Origin of the sequence: Zobellia barbeyronii, assembly GCF_018603515.1 — a bacterium.
Taxonomy (GTDB): Bacteria; Bacteroidota; Bacteroidia; order Flavobacteriales; family Flavobacteriaceae; genus Zobellia; species Zobellia barbeyronii.
Genome location: NZ_JACATN010000002.1, coordinates 213,317 through 231,857, shown reverse-complemented (window position 1 = coordinate 231,857; position 18,541 = coordinate 213,317). Strand labels below are relative to the sequence as shown.

The 18,541-nt window shown below is 35.4% G+C and carries 15 protein-coding genes; 9 read left to right on the top strand and 6 right to left on the bottom strand.

Annotation, left to right across the window (positions count from 1 at the left end):
* Window positions 1-17: 17 nt before the first annotated feature.
* Window positions 18-1,481 carry a circularly permuted type 2 ATP-grasp protein gene (locus HW347_RS05555; RefSeq protein ID WP_214610937.1) on the bottom strand — a complete coding sequence of 488 codons (1,464 nt, stop codon included), beginning with the start codon at window positions 1,479-1,481 and terminating at the stop codon, window positions 18-20.
* A 245-nt stretch (window positions 1,482-1,726) separates the two neighbouring features.
* On the opposite strand from HW347_RS05555, the gene HW347_RS05550 reads away from it, so the two are divergent.
* A complete protein-coding gene (locus tag HW347_RS05550; RefSeq protein ID WP_214610936.1) occupies window positions 1,727-2,749 on the top strand; it encodes a threonine aldolase family protein in 1,023 nt (340 codons plus the stop codon).
* On the opposite strand, the gene HW347_RS20775 is transcribed toward HW347_RS05550, so the two are convergent.
* Window positions 2,744-3,058, bottom strand: a complete 315-nt coding sequence (locus HW347_RS20775; protein ID WP_214610935.1) for a YegP family protein — start codon at window positions 3,056-3,058, stop codon at window positions 2,744-2,746. The two genes, HW347_RS05550 and HW347_RS20775, sit on opposite strands and share 6 nt — an antisense overlap.
* Window positions 3,059-3,344: 286 nt before the next feature.
* On the opposite strand from HW347_RS20775, the gene HW347_RS05540 reads away from it, so the two are divergent.
* Window positions 3,345-4,445 carry an OmpA family protein gene (locus tag HW347_RS05540; RefSeq protein WP_214610934.1) on the top strand — a complete coding sequence of 367 codons (1,101 nt, stop codon included), beginning with the start codon at window positions 3,345-3,347 and terminating at the stop codon, window positions 4,443-4,445.
* A gap of 54 nt (window positions 4,446-4,499) precedes the next feature.
* Here HW347_RS05540 and HW347_RS05535 read toward each other — a convergent pair whose 3' ends face one another.
* Together HW347_RS05535 and HW347_RS05530 are read right to left on the bottom strand one after the other, a co-directional pair.
* A complete protein-coding gene (locus tag HW347_RS05535) occupies window positions 4,500-4,943 on the bottom strand; it encodes a thioredoxin family protein (protein ID WP_214610933.1) in 444 nt (147 codons plus the stop codon).
* A gap of 40 nt (window positions 4,944-4,983) precedes the next feature.
* Window positions 4,984-5,310, bottom strand: a complete 327-nt coding sequence (locus HW347_RS05530) for a YbaB/EbfC family nucleoid-associated protein (protein WP_214610932.1) — start codon at window positions 5,308-5,310, stop codon at window positions 4,984-4,986.
* Window positions 5,311-5,456: 146 nt separating this feature from the next.
* On the opposite strand from HW347_RS05530, the gene HW347_RS05525 reads away from it, so the two are divergent.
* The 3 genes from HW347_RS05525 to HW347_RS05515 all read left to right on the top strand — a co-directional run bounded on the left by HW347_RS05525 (window position 5,457) and on the right by HW347_RS05515 (window position 10,206).
* On the top strand, window positions 5,457-7,514 hold the full coding sequence (locus tag HW347_RS05525; RefSeq protein WP_225901867.1) for a S9 family peptidase: 2,058 nt from the start codon (window positions 5,457-5,459) through the stop codon (window positions 7,512-7,514).
* A 263-nt stretch (window positions 7,515-7,777) separates the two neighbouring features.
* Window positions 7,778-8,821 carry a PLP-dependent cysteine synthase family protein gene (locus HW347_RS05520; RefSeq protein ID WP_155596172.1) on the top strand — a complete coding sequence of 348 codons (1,044 nt, stop codon included), beginning with the start codon at window positions 7,778-7,780 and terminating at the stop codon, window positions 8,819-8,821.
* A gap of 125 nt (window positions 8,822-8,946) precedes the next feature.
* Complete coding sequence (locus tag HW347_RS05515; RefSeq protein WP_155596173.1) at window positions 8,947-10,206, top strand: aminotransferase class I/II-fold pyridoxal phosphate-dependent enzyme; 1,260 nt, start codon at window positions 8,947-8,949, stop codon at window positions 10,204-10,206.
* A 102-nt stretch (window positions 10,207-10,308) separates the two neighbouring features.
* On the opposite strand, the gene HW347_RS05510 is transcribed toward HW347_RS05515, so the two are convergent.
* Window positions 10,309-11,427: a GTP cyclohydrolase gene (locus tag HW347_RS05510; RefSeq protein WP_214610930.1), complete on the bottom strand. Its 1,119-nt coding sequence runs from the start codon at window positions 11,425-11,427 to the stop codon at window positions 10,309-10,311.
* A gap of 94 nt (window positions 11,428-11,521) precedes the next feature.
* A complete protein-coding gene (locus HW347_RS05505) occupies window positions 11,522-12,601 on the bottom strand; it encodes a transporter (RefSeq protein ID WP_214610929.1) in 1,080 nt (359 codons plus the stop codon).
* Between the two features lie 246 nt (window positions 12,602-12,847).
* Here HW347_RS05505 and HW347_RS05500 point away from each other — a divergent pair, with 246 nt between their 5' ends.
* The 4 genes from HW347_RS05500 to HW347_RS05485 all read left to right on the top strand — a co-directional run bounded on the left by HW347_RS05500 (window position 12,848) and on the right by HW347_RS05485 (window position 18,537).
* A complete protein-coding gene (locus HW347_RS05500) occupies window positions 12,848-13,117 on the top strand; it encodes a DUF4834 family protein (protein WP_214610928.1) in 270 nt (89 codons plus the stop codon).
* 183 nt (window positions 13,118-13,300) lie between these two features.
* A complete protein-coding gene (locus HW347_RS05495; protein ID WP_214610927.1) occupies window positions 13,301-15,754 on the top strand; it encodes a YfhO family protein in 2,454 nt (817 codons plus the stop codon).
* A 45-nt stretch (window positions 15,755-15,799) separates the two neighbouring features.
* Window positions 15,800-17,071: a glycosyltransferase family 4 protein gene (locus HW347_RS05490; RefSeq protein ID WP_214610926.1), complete on the top strand. Its 1,272-nt coding sequence runs from the start codon at window positions 15,800-15,802 to the stop codon at window positions 17,069-17,071.
* Window positions 17,071-18,537 carry a lipopolysaccharide biosynthesis protein gene (locus tag HW347_RS05485; RefSeq protein ID WP_214610925.1) on the top strand — a complete coding sequence of 489 codons (1,467 nt, stop codon included), beginning with the start codon at window positions 17,071-17,073 and terminating at the stop codon, window positions 18,535-18,537. Before HW347_RS05490 ends, HW347_RS05485 begins: the two co-directional genes overlap by 1 nt.
* The last annotated feature ends 4 nt before the right edge of the window (window positions 18,538-18,541 follow it).

Sequence of the window (18,541 nt, the reverse complement as noted above, 5' to 3'; positions counted from 1 at the left end):
AGAATACTAGTATTCTACTAGGTCTTTAATACCCAAGTATCCTTAGATCCGCCACCTTGAGAAGAATTTACAATCAAGTTTCCTCTTTTTAGCGCTACTCTTGTCAAACCACCTTTAAGCACAAATTCTTTGTCTTTTCCTAGTACAGTAAAAACTCTGAGATCAACATGGCGTTGTTCAAAAGATTCAGTTTCATCTATGTATGTAGGATGCACGGAAAGAGACATGATTGGCTGGGCAACGTATTTCCTAGGACTCAAAAGTATCTCGGCCTTTACCACTTCAATCTCTTTATCACTCAATCGGTTTCCAATAGATATACCGTAACCACCTGCTTCATCTACAGGTTTAATCACTAAGTTTTTTATGTTATTCAATACATATCTAAGTTCTTTAGGTCTGCTGCAGTGATACGTTTTCACATTATTTAAAATAGGCTCTTCATTTAGGTAATACTTAATTATTTCTGGCATATAAGTATAAATGGCCTTGTCATCTGCAACACCGGTACCTGGTGCATTGGCTAAGGTTACATTGCCTTTTTTGTAAGCGGCAAAAAGACCTGGCACACCAAGAGCAGAATCTGGATTGAACTCTAACGGGTCTATAAACGCATCATCTATTCTACGGTATATAACATCAACTTTTTGAGGGCCTTTTATGGTTTTCATATAGACAAAATCATTTTCTACAAAAAGATCTCTGCCTTCTACTAGTTCAACTCCCATAGTTTTTGCTAAATAGGAATGCTCATAAAATGCTGAATTGTACATACCTGGAGTAATGACTACCACATTGGGCACATCTACACCTTTGGGTTTAACGGTTTCAAGTAGGTCCAGAAGGTTTTCGGCATAATTTGTAACGGAATAAGTTTTGTAATGGTCAAAAACGCCAAATAACGCTCTTTTTAGAGCTGTACGATTACAAATAACATAGCTCACGCCACTTGGGCACCTTATATTATCTTCAAGTACATAATATTGTCCATCGCTATGTTTTATTACATCAGTACCCGATATATGGTTATAAATACCGCCTGGAGGGTCTAAATTTACCATTTGGTCCAAATAGTTAGCAGAGGAGCTTATGAGGTCCATAGGAACTATACCCTCTTTTATTATATTTTTATCGTGATAAACGTCCCATAAAAAAAGGTTTAGCGCCTTACTTCTTTGGATACACCCAGATTCAATTATTTCCCATTCTTCTGGAGGAATGATTCTAGGAAAAAGGTCAAATGGAAAAATCTTCTCTTTGGTTTTCTTTTTGTCATATACCTGAAAAGTAATTCCTTGATTAAAGAATGACGATTTTGCCTTTTCGTTTAGATTAACATATTCACTAATAGAGTGCCCGCCGTAGAGCTCAAATAGTTTAGAATATACTTCCTTTACTTGCCCTTCTTGGTCAAAGATTTCGTCGAATAAAACGGGGTTTCTTTGGTAGGATGAAAAAATCTGATTTTCTAAGTTTACCATAGTATATTTGTTTGTAGTTAAGGTATAAATTTTCAATATCCTCAATGGAAAGAATTACATAATAATCGAAATATTAATTTACCATTTATGTAAAAAAAATGGGAGTTGTTTATCATATTTCTTGTTAAAAAGAGAAAAAAATCCCTGTTTTGTGTGTAATTGGTCATTTATGATATGTAATTCATATAGTCTTTGTTATCTAGTTTAACCTGAGCTTTTATAGTTCAATTATTAAAAATTATTACATGCAGATTAATCTTATAAGTGATACAGTAACCAAACCTACTCAAGCAATGTTAGCGGCCATGATGTCTGCTAAAGTTGGGGATGACGTGTTTAAAGCTGACCCAACCGTGAATGCTCTTGAGGAAAAAGTAGCTAAAATGTTTGGTAAGGAAGCTGCTCTTTTTTTTCCTTCTGGAACCATGGCAAACCAGACAGGTATAAAGTTACATACGCAACCAGGTGACCAATTAATTTGTGATAAATACGCACATGTTTATAATTATGAAGGTGGAGGCGTCAGTTTTAATAGTGGGGTGTCATGTAAATTGATAGATGGACATAGGGGAATGATTACGGCAGAGCAAGTAGAAGCGGCTATTAATCCACCAGATTTTTATCACAGTCCATTAACTTCATTAGTCTGCATAGAAAATACGACGAATAAAGGAGGTGGTGCATGTTGGGATATAGAAGAGCTAAAGAAGATAAAAGAGGTCTGTAAAAAGCATAATCTGGCCTACCATCTTGATGGTGCCCGTTTGTGGAATGCCTTGGTTCAGAAAAACGAAAATCCCTTAGCTTATGGGGAGTTGTTTGATACTATTAGTGTTTGTTTAAGCAAAGGTCTGGGTTGCCCTGTAGGTTCTGTTTTGGTGGGCAGTAAAGAGCTAATGGATAAAGCGCTTCGTATTCGTAAAATATTTGGTGGCGGAATGCGTCAGGCAGGTTTTCTTGCCGCGGCAGGTATTTATGCACTTGATCATCATATGGAGCGTTTGGCGGAAGATCATAAAAAAGCACGTGAGATAGGGGAGGTGTTACAAAATCTATCCTATATAAAGAGTGTTGAACCTATTGAAACTAATATCATCATTTTTGAAATAGATGAAAATATTATGACCGGAGATGTTTTCGTAGAAAAACTAAAAGAGCACGATGTCCTTATTATAGGTATGGGCCAAGGAAAACTGCGCATCGTTACCCATTTGGATTACACTAATACTATGCATGAAAAGCTTATAAAAATTTTAAAAGGCTTATAGTTCTTTCAAGTCAGCTAGACGATTATGCAAATTTTTAATGCCATTCTCCATTCCTGCTTCGGAATCGTAGAGCTGACTGGTACCTATAAGTGAACCATTGCCATCTTTTAAATTGAATAGAAATTTACCCTGATGGTTGGTCTTGCGTTCAAAATTTCCTCTATTGATTTGAAGCGTAAGCAATTTAGAAAGCGCAGTATCTAAATCAGTCTTACTAATAAACGCTTCACTTGTAAGCAATATAGAATCACTTTTAGATTTAATTTGAAAACGATGCCCGGTACTTGGTGTGTTAACTATTTCTATCACAGATTAATTTTTTAGGTAAAAGATACAAAATAAGAGTGATAATTTTAGGATTATCTGGCTTTAGGTATAGTAGGAATGTGGATTTTAATTATGTTAAAATTAAGAATATCACAATAAACTGATGAGTATGCTGTTCTATGCTAGTATCGATGAACGGTTAAGTTTTAACTAAAAAAAGTGTATTTCATCGATGATACTGATACTTAACAGGAAAAGACTTGTTAAATATATATTAAATCATTAACTTACATCCAACTATACATTAACATTAAACATTAACTATCTTATGAAGAAGATTCTTTTTTCCCTTGCCGTTCTTACGGCTTCGTTTAGTATGGCTCAAGACTTGCCAGCGAACCCCGAACCCGGAAAGTGCTATGTACGTTGTACTACGCCTGACGTTTATGTAAACGAGACCGTGACTATTACAGTAAAGCCCGGTTATAAAGTTTTAAAAACTGTACCTGCAACTTATAAAACCGTTACAGAACGTGTTTTAGTAAAAGAAGAGAGTAAAAAATTAAGAATTGTTCCGGAAGAATGGGGATCTGAAAAGGTTAGCTATGTATCTAAGGAAGGCGGAAACTCTTTGAGTGTTAGCCCAGCTAGTTTTGGTAATGCTTCTCAGACTATAGAGGTAAAGCCTGCATATGCCCAGTGGGAGTTAGGTGCATCGGCTCCAGATTGTGATTCGGGTAATCCTGATGATTGTAGATACTGGTGTTATAAAGGATATCCTGCAGAATTTCAGACTATAGAAACTGCAACTCTTGCTAACAATGCTTCAACAAGCAAAACTGCTATTCCTCAAAAGAGTGGTACATATACTAAAAGAATTCTTGTTTCTCCAGCTAAAGTTGTAGAGGAAGTAGTTCCTGCTGTTTATGATGAAATCACAAGAACTGTATTAGATAAGGACGCTTACTCTGTAGAAGAGGCAGTTGCTCCTGTTACTAAATCTTATACAAAAGAGGTTTTAAAAGAAAAAGGTGGTTTAACTACTTGGAAAGAAGTAGAGTGTGAATTGGTTACTTACCAAGCGCTTCCAATAAACTGGGACTCTGGTAGTGCTACGTTAACAGCACAAGCTAAAACTATCATTGATACTCGTTTATTACCTGTATTGGCTCAGAATGAAGGTGCTAAAGTAGAATTAGCCTCTCATACAGATGCTCAAGGTAGTGCTTCTTCTAACCAAGATTTATCAGAAAGAAGAGCAAAAGCAGTAGCTCAATACCTTATTTCTAAAGGTATTAACTCTAGTCTTTTAGTAGCTAACGGTTACGGTGAAACAAAACTTAAGAACAGATGTAAGGATGGTGTTTCTTGTACTGCAAGAGAGCATTCAGTAAACAGAAGAACAGAATTCAGATTGATTAACAACTAATCTATTTCTGAATAGACGTTAAAAAAAAAGGGCCCTTTTAGGGCCCTTTTTTAATTACTTATTTTTCTTGAGGAAGTTTAAATGATAACCAATTTCTCCGGTCATACCATAACCTGAATATTCATCTAGCGCTTTTCCTTTGCCGTTTACCACACTTAATAAAGGAAAGACTCCTTTTTTATTAAGCTTTTTTAAAACCTCTTGATTGTGATCCCACTGCTTATCACTTAATAAATCCTTATTTCTAGGAATATCTACATATAATAAGACATAACTTTTTGCTAATTCAGAGAACTCCTCTGTTTCAAAAAGATCGTGTTTAAGTTTTTTACAAGGTGGGCACCAATCGCTGCCAGTAAAATAAACTAGAACATTTTTGTTTTCTTTTTTCGACACTTTAATAGCCTTGTCGTAGTTTTTAAGCCAGTCAACACTACTCGTAGTATCGGTTTGGCCAATTAAACAAAGCGGTAATAAGAGAAAAAGTAATAATTTCATCTGTAGTATTATTTAGTAATCAAAAGCAAATAGCTTGCCACTATTTAAATAACGAGTCCATTCCTGGAATATTGGGCATCCCTTCTTTGGCCACAGCACCTAGTTCCGCTTCATTTACTTGAGTCGCCTTTGCAATGGCTTTATTGACGGTCATAATTAGAAAATCTTCTAATTGTTCTTTGTCTTCCAGTAAACTATCATCAATTATAATCTGCTTAACTTCTCTATTGGCGGTAATAATAACCTTTACCAAATCTTCGGAAGAAGATTCTTCTAGAGTTACTGTGTCTAAGCGTTTCTTTGTGGCCTCTACTTTTTGCTGGGTTTCTTTAAGTTTCCCCATCATACCCATCATATCTCCGAACATAATTTGTGTTTTATAAGTTGAATTACTATGCGAAATTACTAAATTGTGTATGAAAAACATCAACTATGAGCTTGTCTAAAAAAAAGAAAATCGTTCTTGGGTTAAGCCTTACATTTGTGCTGTTAGTACAAAGTCAACAAAAGAATATGATTGAAGAAAAAGCACCGATAGCTAAAAAGATTCCACATAACTTAGAAAAGCATGGAGATGTTAGGGTGGATAATTACTATTGGTTGAACGATAAAGAGAACCCAGAGGTAATTTCATACCTTGAATCTGAGAAAGAATATTATGAATCTTTAACGGGGCATACCAAAAAGTTTCAATCAGAGCTTTTTGATGAGATGAAATCTCGCATTAAAGAAGATGATACTTCAGTGCCTTACAAGCAGAACGGCTATTGGTATATTACTAGGTATGAAATAGGTAAAGAGTATCCTATTTATGCTCGAAAAAAAGAAAACTTAGACGCTCCTGAGGAGATTATGTTTGATGGAAATGAAATGGCAAAAGGTCATGAGTATTTCAGCATAGGAGGTTTAGCTATCAGCCCAGACAATAAATTTGCTGCTTTTGGTGTAGATACCGTTTCTAGACGTCAGTACGTTATAAGCATAAAAAATCTTGAGACAGGGGAAATTTACGCAGATAGGATAGAAAACACAACAGGTGGCGCAGTTTGGGCAGATGATAATAAAACCCTTTTTTACACTAAAAAGGATGAAGTTACTTTACGTTCGGACCAAATTTTAAAGCACAAATTTGGTACTACTGAAGCGGAAGATCAATTGGTTTTTCATGAGAAAGATGATACGTTTGGAACGTATGTCTACAAATCAAAATCCAAGAAATATATTATTATAGGTTCTTATAGTACGCTTACTTCTGAATTTCAGTTTTTAAGGACCGATAATCCTGACGGAGAGTTGAAAATGTTTTCACCTCGCGAAAGAGGTGTTGAATATGGTATGTCTCATTATGGTAATCATTTTTATGTTCTGACTAATAAAGACGGCGCAACCAATTTTAAATTAATGAAAACGGATGAGAACAATACCTCTTCGGAAAACTGGAAAGAATTCATACCACATCGTGAAGATGTTCTCCTGGAAGATATAGATATTTTTAAAAATTACTACGTAATATCAGAGCGGACAAACGGACTGAACAAGGTTCAGATTAATAGATGGGATGGCACTAATTCCTATTATTTACCTTTTGAAAGTGAAACATATACTGCAGGCGTAGGTCGCAATCCTGATTTTGATACAGAGATTCTTCGTTATGGTTACAATTCCATGACTACCCCAACTTCGATTATCGATTTCAACATGCGAACCAAGGAGAGAGAAGTCAAAAAAGAACAAGAAGTACTAGGTGGGAAGTTTGATAAAGATAATTACAAAGAAGAGCGTATTTGGGCTAAAGCTCGTGATGGGGTAAAAGTGCCTATGTCTATCGTTTATCATAAGGACACTCCATTAAGTAAAACAACGCCTATACTTCAATATGCCTATGGGTCATACGGAAACACGATAGACCCTTATTTTTCTACGGTACGCTTAAGTTTGTTGGATAGAGGCTTTGTCTATGCAATAGCTCATATAAGAGGAGGGGAATATCTAGGTAGACCTTGGTATGAAGATGGTAAATTGTTAAAGAAAAAGAACACTTTTACAGATTTCGTAGATTGTTCCCAATATTTGATAGATGAAGGTTATACTTCAGCAGATCATTTATATGCAATGGGTGGTTCTGCGGGTGGTCTTCTTATGGGGGCAATCATTAACATGGCTCCTCAATTATATAATGGTGTAATTGCAGCTGTTCCTTTTGTTGATGTGGTTACGACTATGTTAGATGATTCTATTCCTTTAACAACAGGAGAATATGATGAATGGGGGAATCCGAACGAAAAAACATACTACGAGTATATGAAGTCGTATTCACCTTATGACCAAGTAATTGCTCAGGAATATCCTAATTTATTGGTTACTACCGGGCTTCATGATTCACAAGTACAATATTTTGAACCTGCCAAGTGGGTGGCGAAATTGCGAGAGTTAAAATCCGATAAGAATCTATTGATGATGGATATTAATATGGATGCTGGACACGGTGGAGCTTCAGGACGTTTTGAAGCATTGAAAGAGGTGGCTAAGGAGTATGCGTTTCTGTTGGATCTAGAAGGTAAAATTGAGTAGAAAAATTAATTTACAAGTTCATTATCTGAACTAACATAATCTTATCTGAAAAAAGGAGTGGTTTTATGGCTTATAAATTGGCTAGATTATAGCTAATATGCTAACTAAATGTTAACAAAACAGGATAAAACCGAAAATATCTTCATTTTTTGGATGTATTTTCATGGATAAAATGGCATATTCAAAAAAAATAGTAATTTTGTCCCAACAATTTTGTGAAAACTTTTCAGTATATAAAAAGTTCTCATAACCAGACATCCTTTATGGAAAACAAAATCAAGGCATACAATAATATCCTAGAACTCGTAGGAAACACTCCACTAGTAAAATTAAAGAGAATAACAGAAGGCTTTGCAGGTAACTTTTTTGCCAAAGTAGAATCTTTTAATCCTGGCCACTCTTCAAAAGATCGTATTGCGGTACATATCATAGAAGAAGCAGAGCGTAAAGGTCTTTTAACCGAAGGTAGTACTATTATAGAAACAACTTCTGGTAATACAGGATTTAGTATTGCTATGGTGAGTATTATAAAAGGTTATAAGTGTATTTTGGCTGTTAGTTCAAAATCATCGAAAGATAAGATTGATATGTTGCGTACCATGGGGGCCACGGTTTATGTTTGCCCAGCTCACGTAAGTGCAGATGACCCACGTTCTTATTATGAAGTAGCAAAACGCTTGCATAAAGAAACTAGTGGTTCTATCTATATCAACCAATATTTTAATGAGTTGAATATGGAGGCTCATTACCAGAGTACTGGTCCGGAAATTTGGGAGCAGACTGGTGGACAGATTACGCATTTTGTAGCATGTAGTGGAACTGGTGGTACTATTTCAGGTACGGCTAAGTATTTAAAAGAGCAAAACCCAAAAGTTAAAGTTATTGGTGTAGATGCTTTTGGTTCGGTATTGAAGAAATATCATGAAACAAGAGAGTTTGATTCTAATGAGATTTATCCATATAGAATAGAAGGTCTTGGTAAAAATCTAATCCCAGGAGCTACTGATTTTGACGTTATAGACAAGTTTGTCAAAGTAACCGATTCTGAAAGTGCACATACAGCTCGTGAAATTGCAAAAACCGAAGGTATTTTTGCAGGATACACCAGTGGAGCAGTGATGCAAGCTTTAAAACAGTTGAATGAAGAAGGAGAGTTTGGTCCAAAAGATAACGTAGTTGTTATATTCCCGGATCATGGCTCGCGATATATGAGTAAAGTTTATAGTGACCAATGGATGGAAGATCAAGGTTTCTTCGATACCAATACTGTTAGCGAAACTCAAAAAGTACAATATATTAAAGAATAACATACAAGTTTGTAAAAGTTCGAAAGCAATGGCCGTAAGGCCATTGCTTTTTTGTTAGAGAATAATATTTTATGAATGTTGCTCTTAAAATCTTACTTTTGCACTAAAATCCAAAGTACACCTAAATGCGAGATTTATTTGACAGAATTTTAGAGAACAAGGGGCCATTAGGAAAATGGGCTTCACAGGCGGAGGGATATTTCGTTTTTCCTAAGTTAGAGGGACCAATTTCTAATAGAATGAAGTTTCAAGGAAAAGAGGTAATTACCTGGAGCATCAATGACTATTTGGGTCTGGCCAATCTTCCTGAAGTTAAAAAAGTAGACGGTGAAACCGCTGCTGAATATGGTTCTGCTTACCCAATGGGGGCAAGAATGATGAGTGGCCACACTGATTTTCACGAACAGCTAGAACAAGAATTAGCTGCATTCGTTAAGAAGGAATCTGCTTATTTGTTGAACTTTGGTTACCAAGGTATGGTGTCTGCTATAGATGCGCTTGTTTCTAAAGATGATATTATTGTTTATGATGTAGATGCTCACGCTTGTATAATTGATGGCGTTAGGTTGCACATGGGTAAGCGTTTTACTTTTAAGCACAATGATATTGAAAGCTTAGAGAAAAACTTAGAGCGCGCCACTAAAATGGCAGAACAGACCGGTGGAGGTATATTAGTTATTTCCGAGGGTGTTTTTGGTATGCGTGGTGAGCAAGGTAAGTTAAGAGAGATTGTTGCTTTAAAGAAAAAATATACTTTCCGATTATTTGTAGATGATGCTCACGGTTTTGGAACCTTGGGTAAAACTGGTGCAGGTACAGGTGAGGAACAAGATGTACAAGACGATATTGATGTGTATTTTGCAACTTTTGCAAAGTCTATGGCAGGTATCGGTGCATTTTTAGCTGCTGATAAAGAAATTATAGATTACTTAAAATATAATTTACGTTCGCAAATGTTCGCTAAATCATTACCTATGATTTATGTAAAGGGAGCATTGAAGAGATTAGATATGTTGCGTACCATGCCTGAGCTTAAAGCTAAGTTGTGGGAGAATGTAGATGCTCTTCAAAACGGACTTAAGAGTAAAGGTTTCAACATTGGAAATACAAATACATGTGTTACTCCAGTTTACCTTAACGGAAGTATTCCAGAAGCCATGGCTCTTGTGAAAGACTTAAGGGAAAATTATGGAATATTCTGCTCTATAGTAGTTTATCCTGTTATACCAAAAGGGTTAATTCTCCTTCGTATGATTCCTACCGCTACGCACACTATGCAAGATATAGAGGAAACATTAGAAGCGTTCTCAGCAATTAGAGATCGTTTGGAAAATGGTACATATAAAAGATTATCTGCTGCAGTAGCTGCGGCAATGGGTGAGTAATATTTACCTAATTGATAATATTAAAAAAGGCCTTACTGTATAGTGAGGCCTTTTTTTTGTTTAATATGTTTTAAATGGGATAGGGTGGAAGGCCCTTGTAAATTATAAGCTCTTTTTATAGGTACAACGTCGTTTGTATATTTTTGGGTCAAAATGTTTCCACATTTGGCGAATGGCAATATTATCTTCCAGTTCCGGTGTGCGGTAACACATTTCAATACCTCTCTTATTAAACGTTTTGTAGTATTCATTGAAAATTATAGCAGTAACACCTTTGTTTTGGTATTCAGGGTGAATTCCTATAAGGTAGAACACAACGTCTTTATTGTATTTTTTTGCCCGTAGTAGGTGTAGGAAACCAAAAGGAAATAACTTTCCTTTAGCTTTCTGTAAAGCGTTGGAGAATGAAGGCATAACAATGGCAAATGCAATTAAGCTATCTTCTTTGTCTACAATGAATTTAATATACTCCGGATTTATGAATGTAATATATTTCTTCTTGAAATATTCTTTCTGAACATCTGTAATAGGAACAAAAGAAGAGAGTTTAGAATAGGTTTGATTAAAAAGGTCAAACATCTGGTCTACTAGTGGAAGAACTTCACTGGTTTTCTTAAAATTAATTTCGCGGAGACCATAACGGCGTTTTACGAGTCCGTTTAATTTTGTGAATAACGCTGGGTCAGCATTTTTTGCAGGAAACTTGTTTTCAACATATCCTTTTTCCTTTACAAAGCCTAGACGTTCATAATGATTAATATAATACGCGTCATTGTACCATGTTACCATGCTTCCTGGTTGGTCAAATCCATCTGTGAGTACACCAACCTTGTCTAAGTTAGAAAAGCCTACTGGCCCTTCCATAAACTCTAAATTGTGTTCAGCCCCTATTTCGGCAACCTTATTTAGAAGAGTTTCTGAAACTTCGGTATCATCAATAAAATCGAACCAGCCAAACCGCATTTTTTTTACGTTTTGATCATCTACTTCTAAATGATTGATAATTGCAACGACCCTACCAACAAGCTTGTCGTCTTTGTAGGCTAGAAAGAACCAAGCGCTTGCATTTTTAAATGCAGGATTTTCATCTCTATCAAAAGAAGATAATTCATCTTCAATTAAGGGTGGTACCCAATAAGGAGAATCTTTATAAAGCGAAAACGGAAATTTGACGAACTCTTTTAGCTCGGCTTTTGAAATCGCTTCTTTAAGGGTGACCATACATTTTTTTTTGTAAAGCCAATATTAGGAATAAATAGGGTTAGAATAAAATTATGAAACTTAATTTTATCAATAAAGAAAAAGTAAATTTCACTTAGAAATCAATAGCTCCGCTACCTCGTTCTTTATTTTTCTTCTTCTTTCTCTCTTCTTTCTTAAGTTTTTTCAGCTGTTTCTTAGAAGGACCTAAGTCAATATCTTCTGCTCCGCTTCCGTTTTTCTTCTTTTTACCTTCTTCTTTTTCCTTCTTTTTCATGGCGTTCTTTTTGATAGGTTCGCCATTCTCACCAGCACCTTGCTCATCTATCGCCTTTAATTTGTCTTTGTGGAAATCAAAGCGGTACGAACCACCAGCAGTTATAAAAATTCTAGAGGGAGTATTCTTAAAACTGGCTCCAAGATTAAAATCTACTTGAAGATCATCTGTTAATAAATGCGCCACACCGCCACGAATTAATACATCTGAATAGCGATCACTTTGAATACCCTGGTTTTCAACAAAAGCACTCCATTTTGGATTGCGGAAAGCATGCGAAAAAGAAACTAAATAGCTTAACTCAGGATAATCTGTTGTTATACGGTCATAGGCAATATTGGTAATGAGGACAAAACGAGGCGTTAATCTACTTTGGGTAATAACCATACCACGATATGATACGGTGGGGTCACCAAGGTAAAAAGGATTGTCACCCAAGTTAAAAGTTGCTCCACCATAAAGGGAAACAGATGGAATTAGGTTTTTGAACTTGAAACCGTAATTTGCTTTCCAGCTGTATAAATTAGGTTTGTTTCGTTCTGGATTTTTAAAACGATCATAAAGTAAATATTTAAGACCTACGCGATTTCTTGAAAAATCGGTTAAGTTTTCAGTTACGTCTAAACTGGTATAAGTAATGTTTTGATTTACAAATGTTCCTTCATAATTAAGCTCTAGCCGCTCAAAAAGTAATCCGTAACGTAATGATATGTCAGATCCCCAGATATTACTTTTCGTATTTAAAAGTGTATGATCTCTTTGCTCATATAGAACACCGGCTTCTACTTGTAATACATTTCTACCAACAGCATACGCACTAACGGATAGACCAGGGCGGTTGGAATTAATAACGTCTGTATATTGTGATGTCCCAATAAATGGAAGGGCGAAAATCAGGGTCAATAGATAATTTTTCATTTTTTCTTGGCGCTTGATTAATTAATTCAGGCTTGTTCTTTTTTTGTGCAGTCCAAATACCAATGTTCAAAATAAGGCGTTTTTAAAATAGCAAACTATGGTTATTACTGCTATTTAGGTAATGTAAATCCATTATGGAATAGACAAAACACATCAATAAAGCGGACTTTAATAATATTTTAGCACTTCTACACAGGTATTACAACGCTAGATTTGTATTTTTGATATAATCATTTTGAAAAAAACATGGCATTTTTAAAGACAATCTTTATAATTTTATTGGTCTATTACCTTTTTAAAATATTGGTAAAGATGTTCGCCCCTAAAATTTTTGGTTATGCCGCGCGTAAAACTCAAGAGCATTTCAGCGAAAAATTCGGTGATTTTGCACAGCAAGGTTATGGGCAAGCTCCAACGGACCAGTCAGGAGAGGTTATAATAGATAAGAAACCATCTAGAAAGAATTCTTCAAATAATAAGGTGGGCGATTATATCGATTTTGAAGAAATCGATTAATATATCTTCTTCAAAAAAATTTATTTTAAAATTCAAAAACACATCTTTTTTGGTCTTTTATAAGACTTTAAAATGGATGTATATATTTTAAAACTAACTGCTATCTCTTAAGTTAAGGTCAAAACAAATTCCATAGTAGAGATAACTTCATTATTTTAGCCGAATCAATCGATATATCCAATTATGCAAAAAGGATTGAAGGCCTTCTTCGTACATTTTTTTGTTACCGTTTTCTTTGTGATTGCCGCTTTGGCTTATTTCTATCCAGTCCTTCAGGGCAAGGTAATAGAACAATCGGATATTGTTCAGTTTACCGGTATGGCCAAGGAACAAAACGATTTTAGAAAAAAAACAGGCGAAGAGCCTTACTGGACAAATAGTGCCTTTGGCGGTATGCCCACTTATCAGTTAGGAGCTTATTACCCGCATGACTACGTAAAAAAGTTAGATAATCTTATTAGGTTTCTACCTAGACCAGCAGATTATTTGTTTTTATATTTCATTGGTTTTTACATATTACTTTGCTGTTTAAAAATAGATTATAAGTTGGCAATCATTGGCGCACTGGCTTTTGGTTTTTCAACATATCTCATTATCATACTAGGAGTAGGACACAATGCTAAAGCACACGCTTTAGGTTATTTACCCATGCTTCTTGGTGGTATCGTATTAGTTTTTCGGAAAAAATATCTTTGGGGTTTTATTCTCACGGCCATATCTATGGCGCTAGAAATTAGAGCCAACCACTACCAGATGACATATTACTTCATGCTTTTGGTCTTGATTTTAGGTGCAGTCTATCTGGTAGATGCTATCAGAACAGAAAAACTAAAACACTATTTTAGTTCTGTTGGTCTTTTATTAGTAGCCGTTTTATTAGGTATAGCTGCAAATGCTACCAGTCTTATGGCTACAAAGGAATATGCGGATTGGAGTACTCGCGGAAAATCTGAATTGACCATTAACCCAGATGGAACATCAAAAGAAAATACAGGGGGATTAGATAAATCATATATCACCCAGTGGAGTTATGGTATTACGGAATCTTTGAATCTTTTTGTACCACGTTTGTTTGGTGGTTCTAATAGTGAGAATTTAGGTGAAAACTCAAAAAGCTACGATTTTCTTATTGATCAGGGTGTATCCAGAAGTCAAGCTCTTAGTTTTTCTAGTGGCTTGCCTTTATACTGGGCTGATCAACCCGGAACATCTGGTCCTGCTTATATTGGTGCTATTATTTTCTTTCTTTTCATATTGGGCCTTATTCTAGTAAAAGGAAAAGCAAAATGGTGGCTTCTTGGTGGCGTGCTAATGTCTTTGTTTCTTTCTTGGGGAAAGAACTTTAGTTTCTTGACGGATTTAATGATAGATTACTTCCCTTTGTACGACAAGTTTAGGGCTGTTTCGTCTATTCAGGTTATCCTAGAATTATGTGCTCCGGTATTGGCAATCTTGGCTTTAAGAGAACTTTTTAAATCTACGGTACAGGTATCCGATAAATTGAAAGCACTTAGAATATCATTTTTTACGATATTAGGATTAAGTGTGGCGCTCTTTATTTTTAAGGCTGGTTTTGATTTTGAAGGACCTAGTGATGAATTCTTGAAACGGAATTATGGAGACGAGTTGGTTTCTCTAATTCAGGCAGATCGTAAGGCGGTGTATAATTCAGATCTTCTTCGCTCTATGATATTTGTGTTTTTGACCGCTTTGGCACTTTGGTTTTATATAAAAGGAAAGCTAAAAGAAAACTTGGCAATTGTAGCCATAGGAGCTTTGGTTATTTTTGATTTAGTAGGTGTGGGCCAACGTTACGTTGATGCTGATAATTTCGTTGCTAAACGAAAAATGACACAACCTTTTCCAGAGACCGCAATAGACCAAGAAATTAATAAAGATAAAGGTATCTATAGGGTTTATGACCCTAACGAAGGTATTAATGGTGCTCGTACTTCATACTATCACCAATCTATTGGTGGTTATCACGCTGCGAAACCTGCCGGTTTGGAAGACTTGTTTAGCTTTTACGTTTATAAGGGCAACATGGGAGTTTTAAATATGCTGAATGTAAAGTATATTGTTCAGCAAGATGAAGAAGGTAAGAGTTATCCCGCGGTTAATCCTGATGCAAACGGTAACGCATGGTTTGTGAATCATGTAGTTAAAGTAAATTCGGCTAATGAGGAAATTCAAGCATTGGATAAACTAAACACCAGAACTGAAGCCGTAGTTAATGTAGCTAAAGTAAATAGTATAAACACTTTTGATTTTATAGTTGATTCAACGGCGACAATTGCATTGGTTGATTATGTACCGAATCATTTGACGTACAAGTCCACTAACCAGAATGATGGTCTTGTTGTCTTCTCTGAAATGTATTACCATAATGGTTGGAACGCTTATATAGATGGGGAATTAAAGAATCATTTTAAGGCAGATTATACGCTTCGTGCTTTAGAAATTCCAAGCGGAGACCATACTATAGAGTTTAAATTTGAACCAGAAGTTGTTAGAATTGGCAGTAAGATTACATTGGCCAGTTCTATTTTATTGGGACTTATTGTCTTGGGAGGTATTGGATTTACGTTTTTTGGTGGCAAGAAGAGTAAAGGTCAAGAAAAGAAAGAAGTTAAATAGTTTTAAGTAAAGATTCCCCAATCTTTCACCTTGTAATTTACACTTATGAAGAAAGTCCTCATTATCACCTATTATTGGCCTCCTGCAGGCGGCCCCGGTGTACAGAGGTGGTTGAAATTTGTAAAATATCTTCGTGATTTTAATATTGAGCCGGTACTATATATTCCTGAAAACCCGCATTATCCTATAGAGGATGCAAGTTTATTAAGCGAGATTCCGAAGGGCATTACTATATATTCCAAACCTTTATTTGAACCTTACGGTCTAGCAAAGCTAGTCTCTTCAAAAAAAACAAAACGAATTAGTTCTGGTATTATACAGACTAAAAATCAATCTTTCTTTGAAAAGGGAATGTTATGGATAAGAGGTAATTTTTTTATTCCAGATGCCAGAAAATACTGGATAAAACCTTCCGTGAAATTCTTAACGGAGGTTATTTCAAAAGATAATATCGATACTGTTATTACTACAGGTCCGCCACACAGTGTTCATCTTATAGGAAGAGAATTAAAGAAAGATAAAGGTGTTACATGGTTCGCTGATTTTAGAGATCCGTGGACTTCTATTGGTTACCATAAGGAGTTAAAACTTACTAGTAATTCTGCAAAGAAGCATAAGGAATTAGAACACGCGGTTTTAAATGAAGCCGATAGAATTCTAGTTACGAGCAATACTACAAAAACTGAGTTTGAAGATATTACAAAACAACCTATTTCAGTTATTACAAATGGGTATGATTCGGATTATGAAGGTGATGCAAATTTAGATGAGCGTTTCACCATTTCACATATAGGTTCTTTACTAACCGGAAGAAATCCAAAAAATCTGTGGAAAGTATTATCACAAATTGCAGCAGAAAACTCGGTCTTTCGTGGTGATTTGCAATTGGAATTTATGGGTGTTGTTAGTCAAGATGTAATGGACTCAATGTATCGTTACGAACTTGGTCCGTATATAAAAATGTTGGGTTACGGTTCTCATGCTGAAGCGCAGCGGAAGCAGCAAAGGTCTCAGTTGTTACTTTTGGTTGAAATAGATAGTGAGGAAACTAAAGGAATTATACCAGGTAAGCTGTTTGAGTATATGATTGCTAAACGACCTATTTTGGCAGTAGGCCCAAAAGAATGGGAGGCAGGTCAAATAATAGAGAGCACCAATGCAGGTGAGGTTTTTGATTACGAGGCTCAAGCAGAACTTAAGAAAACTATTCTTGAATGGTATGAAGTCTTTAAAAAAGGGAAAATAACTTCAGAATCTGTAGCCATAGAAAAGTATAGCCGTAGGGCGTTAACCGAAGAACTATCTAAATTGCTCTAATGGGATTGGTATTTAAACAGTCATTGAACAACTCTATAATTACCTATTTGGGTTTTGGTCTTGGCGCGATTAATACTTTGGTCTTGTACTTACAATTCATGGAGCCTAGATATTATGGACTTCTTCAGGTGGTTTTGTCTGCTTCGGTTGTTCTTATGCCGGTTTTGGCTTTTGGTGTACCTAATACTTTGGTTAAATTCTATAGTAGTTTCAAGAATGACACGAAGTCTATGGATGGATTTTTGACACTCATGTTGTTTCTGCCTTTAGTTTTAATTCTTCCTATTGCAGGAATAACTTATTTGGCTAACGAAACTATAGGAAGCTTTTTGTCCAAAGAGAACCCCATTGTAAAAGATTATGTCTGGCATATATTTTTGATAGCTATGTCTATGGCATACTTTGAATTATTTTATGCTTGGGCTAGGGTACAGATGAAATCTGTCTTTGGTAATTTCATGAAAGAAATTTTTGGAAGGGTAGCGCAAACGGTCCTTTTAATTCTTCTCTATTTTGAAGTTATTAATGTTCGGTCGTTTCTTGATTTTTTAGTGGTAGCTTATTTGCTTCGTACACTTATTATGAAAATCTATGCGTATCAGTTACATCGTCCTAAACTAATTTTTGACTTTCCTGAGAACACACGTAAAATATTAATATACAGTGCATTGATAATTCTAGGAGGTTCTGTTGCTATCGTCTTGCTAGAGATAGATAAGGTGATGATCAATCAATTTATTAAGATAGAAAATGTAGCGTATTATGGTGTAGCGAGCTTTATAGCTTTGGTAGTAGCGGTTCCTTCTCGGTCTATGCATCAAATAACATATCCCCTTACTGCTGAACTTCTGAATAAAAATGATTTAATAGGTCTTAAGCGTCTTTATCAGAAAAGTTCATTAACGCTTTACATTATATCTGGTCTTTTGTTTGTTCTTATTTATCTAAATCTGAATGACCTCTATAAGTTGTTGCCAGATGCCTACCGTAATGGGTATGTAATTTTTGTTTGGTTGGGCTTGGCTAAATTGTACGATGCTTTGCTGGGGAACAATAATTCCATTTTGTATAATTCGGATTACTATAAGGCTGTATTGTACATGGGTTTATTTCTAGCCATTGTAACGGTGTTTTTAAATATATGGCTTATTCCAGCTTACGGTTTAGACGGTGCTGCCATTGCTAGTTTTTCGGCTTTCTTTATTTACAATACCGTAAAGTTGATTTATGTAAAAATGAAATTCAATATGGTTCCTTTTACTAGGGAAACCATTCAAATTTCAATATTATTGGTAGTGACTACTTTTGTGTTTTATTTTTTGAATCTTTCATTTCATCCCATTATAAATATTATAATTAAGAGTTTGGGTATTGCCATACTCTATATTGGAGTTTTGTACAAGTTCAGGATTTCTGAAGATGTTTTTCAAGTCCTTTCAAAAGTATTTGGAAAGAAACAACAATAACTTT

Excerpts from the sequence above, each read along its gene's own strand:
- HW347_RS05520 (WP_155596172.1), top strand. The coding sequence starts at position 7,778 with ATGGAAAACAAAATCAAGGCATACAATAATATCCTAGAACTCGTAGGA.
- HW347_RS05500 (WP_214610928.1), top strand. The coding sequence starts at position 12,848 with ATGGCATTTTTAAAGACAATCTTTATAATTTTATTGGTCTATTACCTT.
- HW347_RS05550 (WP_214610936.1), top strand. The coding sequence starts at position 1,727 with ATGCAGATTAATCTTATAAGTGATACAGTAACCAAACCTACTCAAGCA.
- HW347_RS05490 (WP_214610926.1), top strand. The coding sequence starts at position 15,800 with ATGAAGAAAGTCCTCATTATCACCTATTATTGGCCTCCTGCAGGCGGC.
- HW347_RS05555 (WP_214610937.1), bottom strand. The coding sequence starts at position 1,481 with ATGGTAAACTTAGAAAATCAGATTTTTTCATCCTACCAAAGAAACCCC.
- HW347_RS05485 (WP_214610925.1), top strand. The coding sequence starts at position 17,071 with ATGGGATTGGTATTTAAACAGTCATTGAACAACTCTATAATTACCTAT.
- HW347_RS05505 (WP_214610929.1), bottom strand. The coding sequence starts at position 12,601 with ATGAAAAATTATCTATTGACCCTGATTTTCGCCCTTCCATTTATTGGG.
- HW347_RS05530 (WP_214610932.1), bottom strand. The coding sequence starts at position 5,310 with ATGTTCGGAGATATGATGGGTATGATGGGGAAACTTAAAGAAACCCAG.
- HW347_RS05515 (WP_155596173.1), top strand. The coding sequence starts at position 8,947 with ATGCGAGATTTATTTGACAGAATTTTAGAGAACAAGGGGCCATTAGGA.
- HW347_RS05540 (WP_214610934.1), top strand. The coding sequence starts at position 3,345 with ATGAAGAAGATTCTTTTTTCCCTTGCCGTTCTTACGGCTTCGTTTAGT.
- HW347_RS05510 (WP_214610930.1), bottom strand. The coding sequence starts at position 11,427 with ATGGTCACCCTTAAAGAAGCGATTTCAAAAGCCGAGCTAAAAGAGTTC.
- HW347_RS05525 (WP_225901867.1), top strand. The coding sequence starts at position 5,457 with ATGATTGAAGAAAAAGCACCGATAGCTAAAAAGATTCCACATAACTTA.
- HW347_RS05535 (WP_214610933.1), bottom strand. The coding sequence starts at position 4,943 with ATGAAATTATTACTTTTTCTCTTATTACCGCTTTGTTTAATTGGCCAA.
- HW347_RS05495 (WP_214610927.1), top strand. The coding sequence starts at position 13,301 with ATGCAAAAAGGATTGAAGGCCTTCTTCGTACATTTTTTTGTTACCGTT.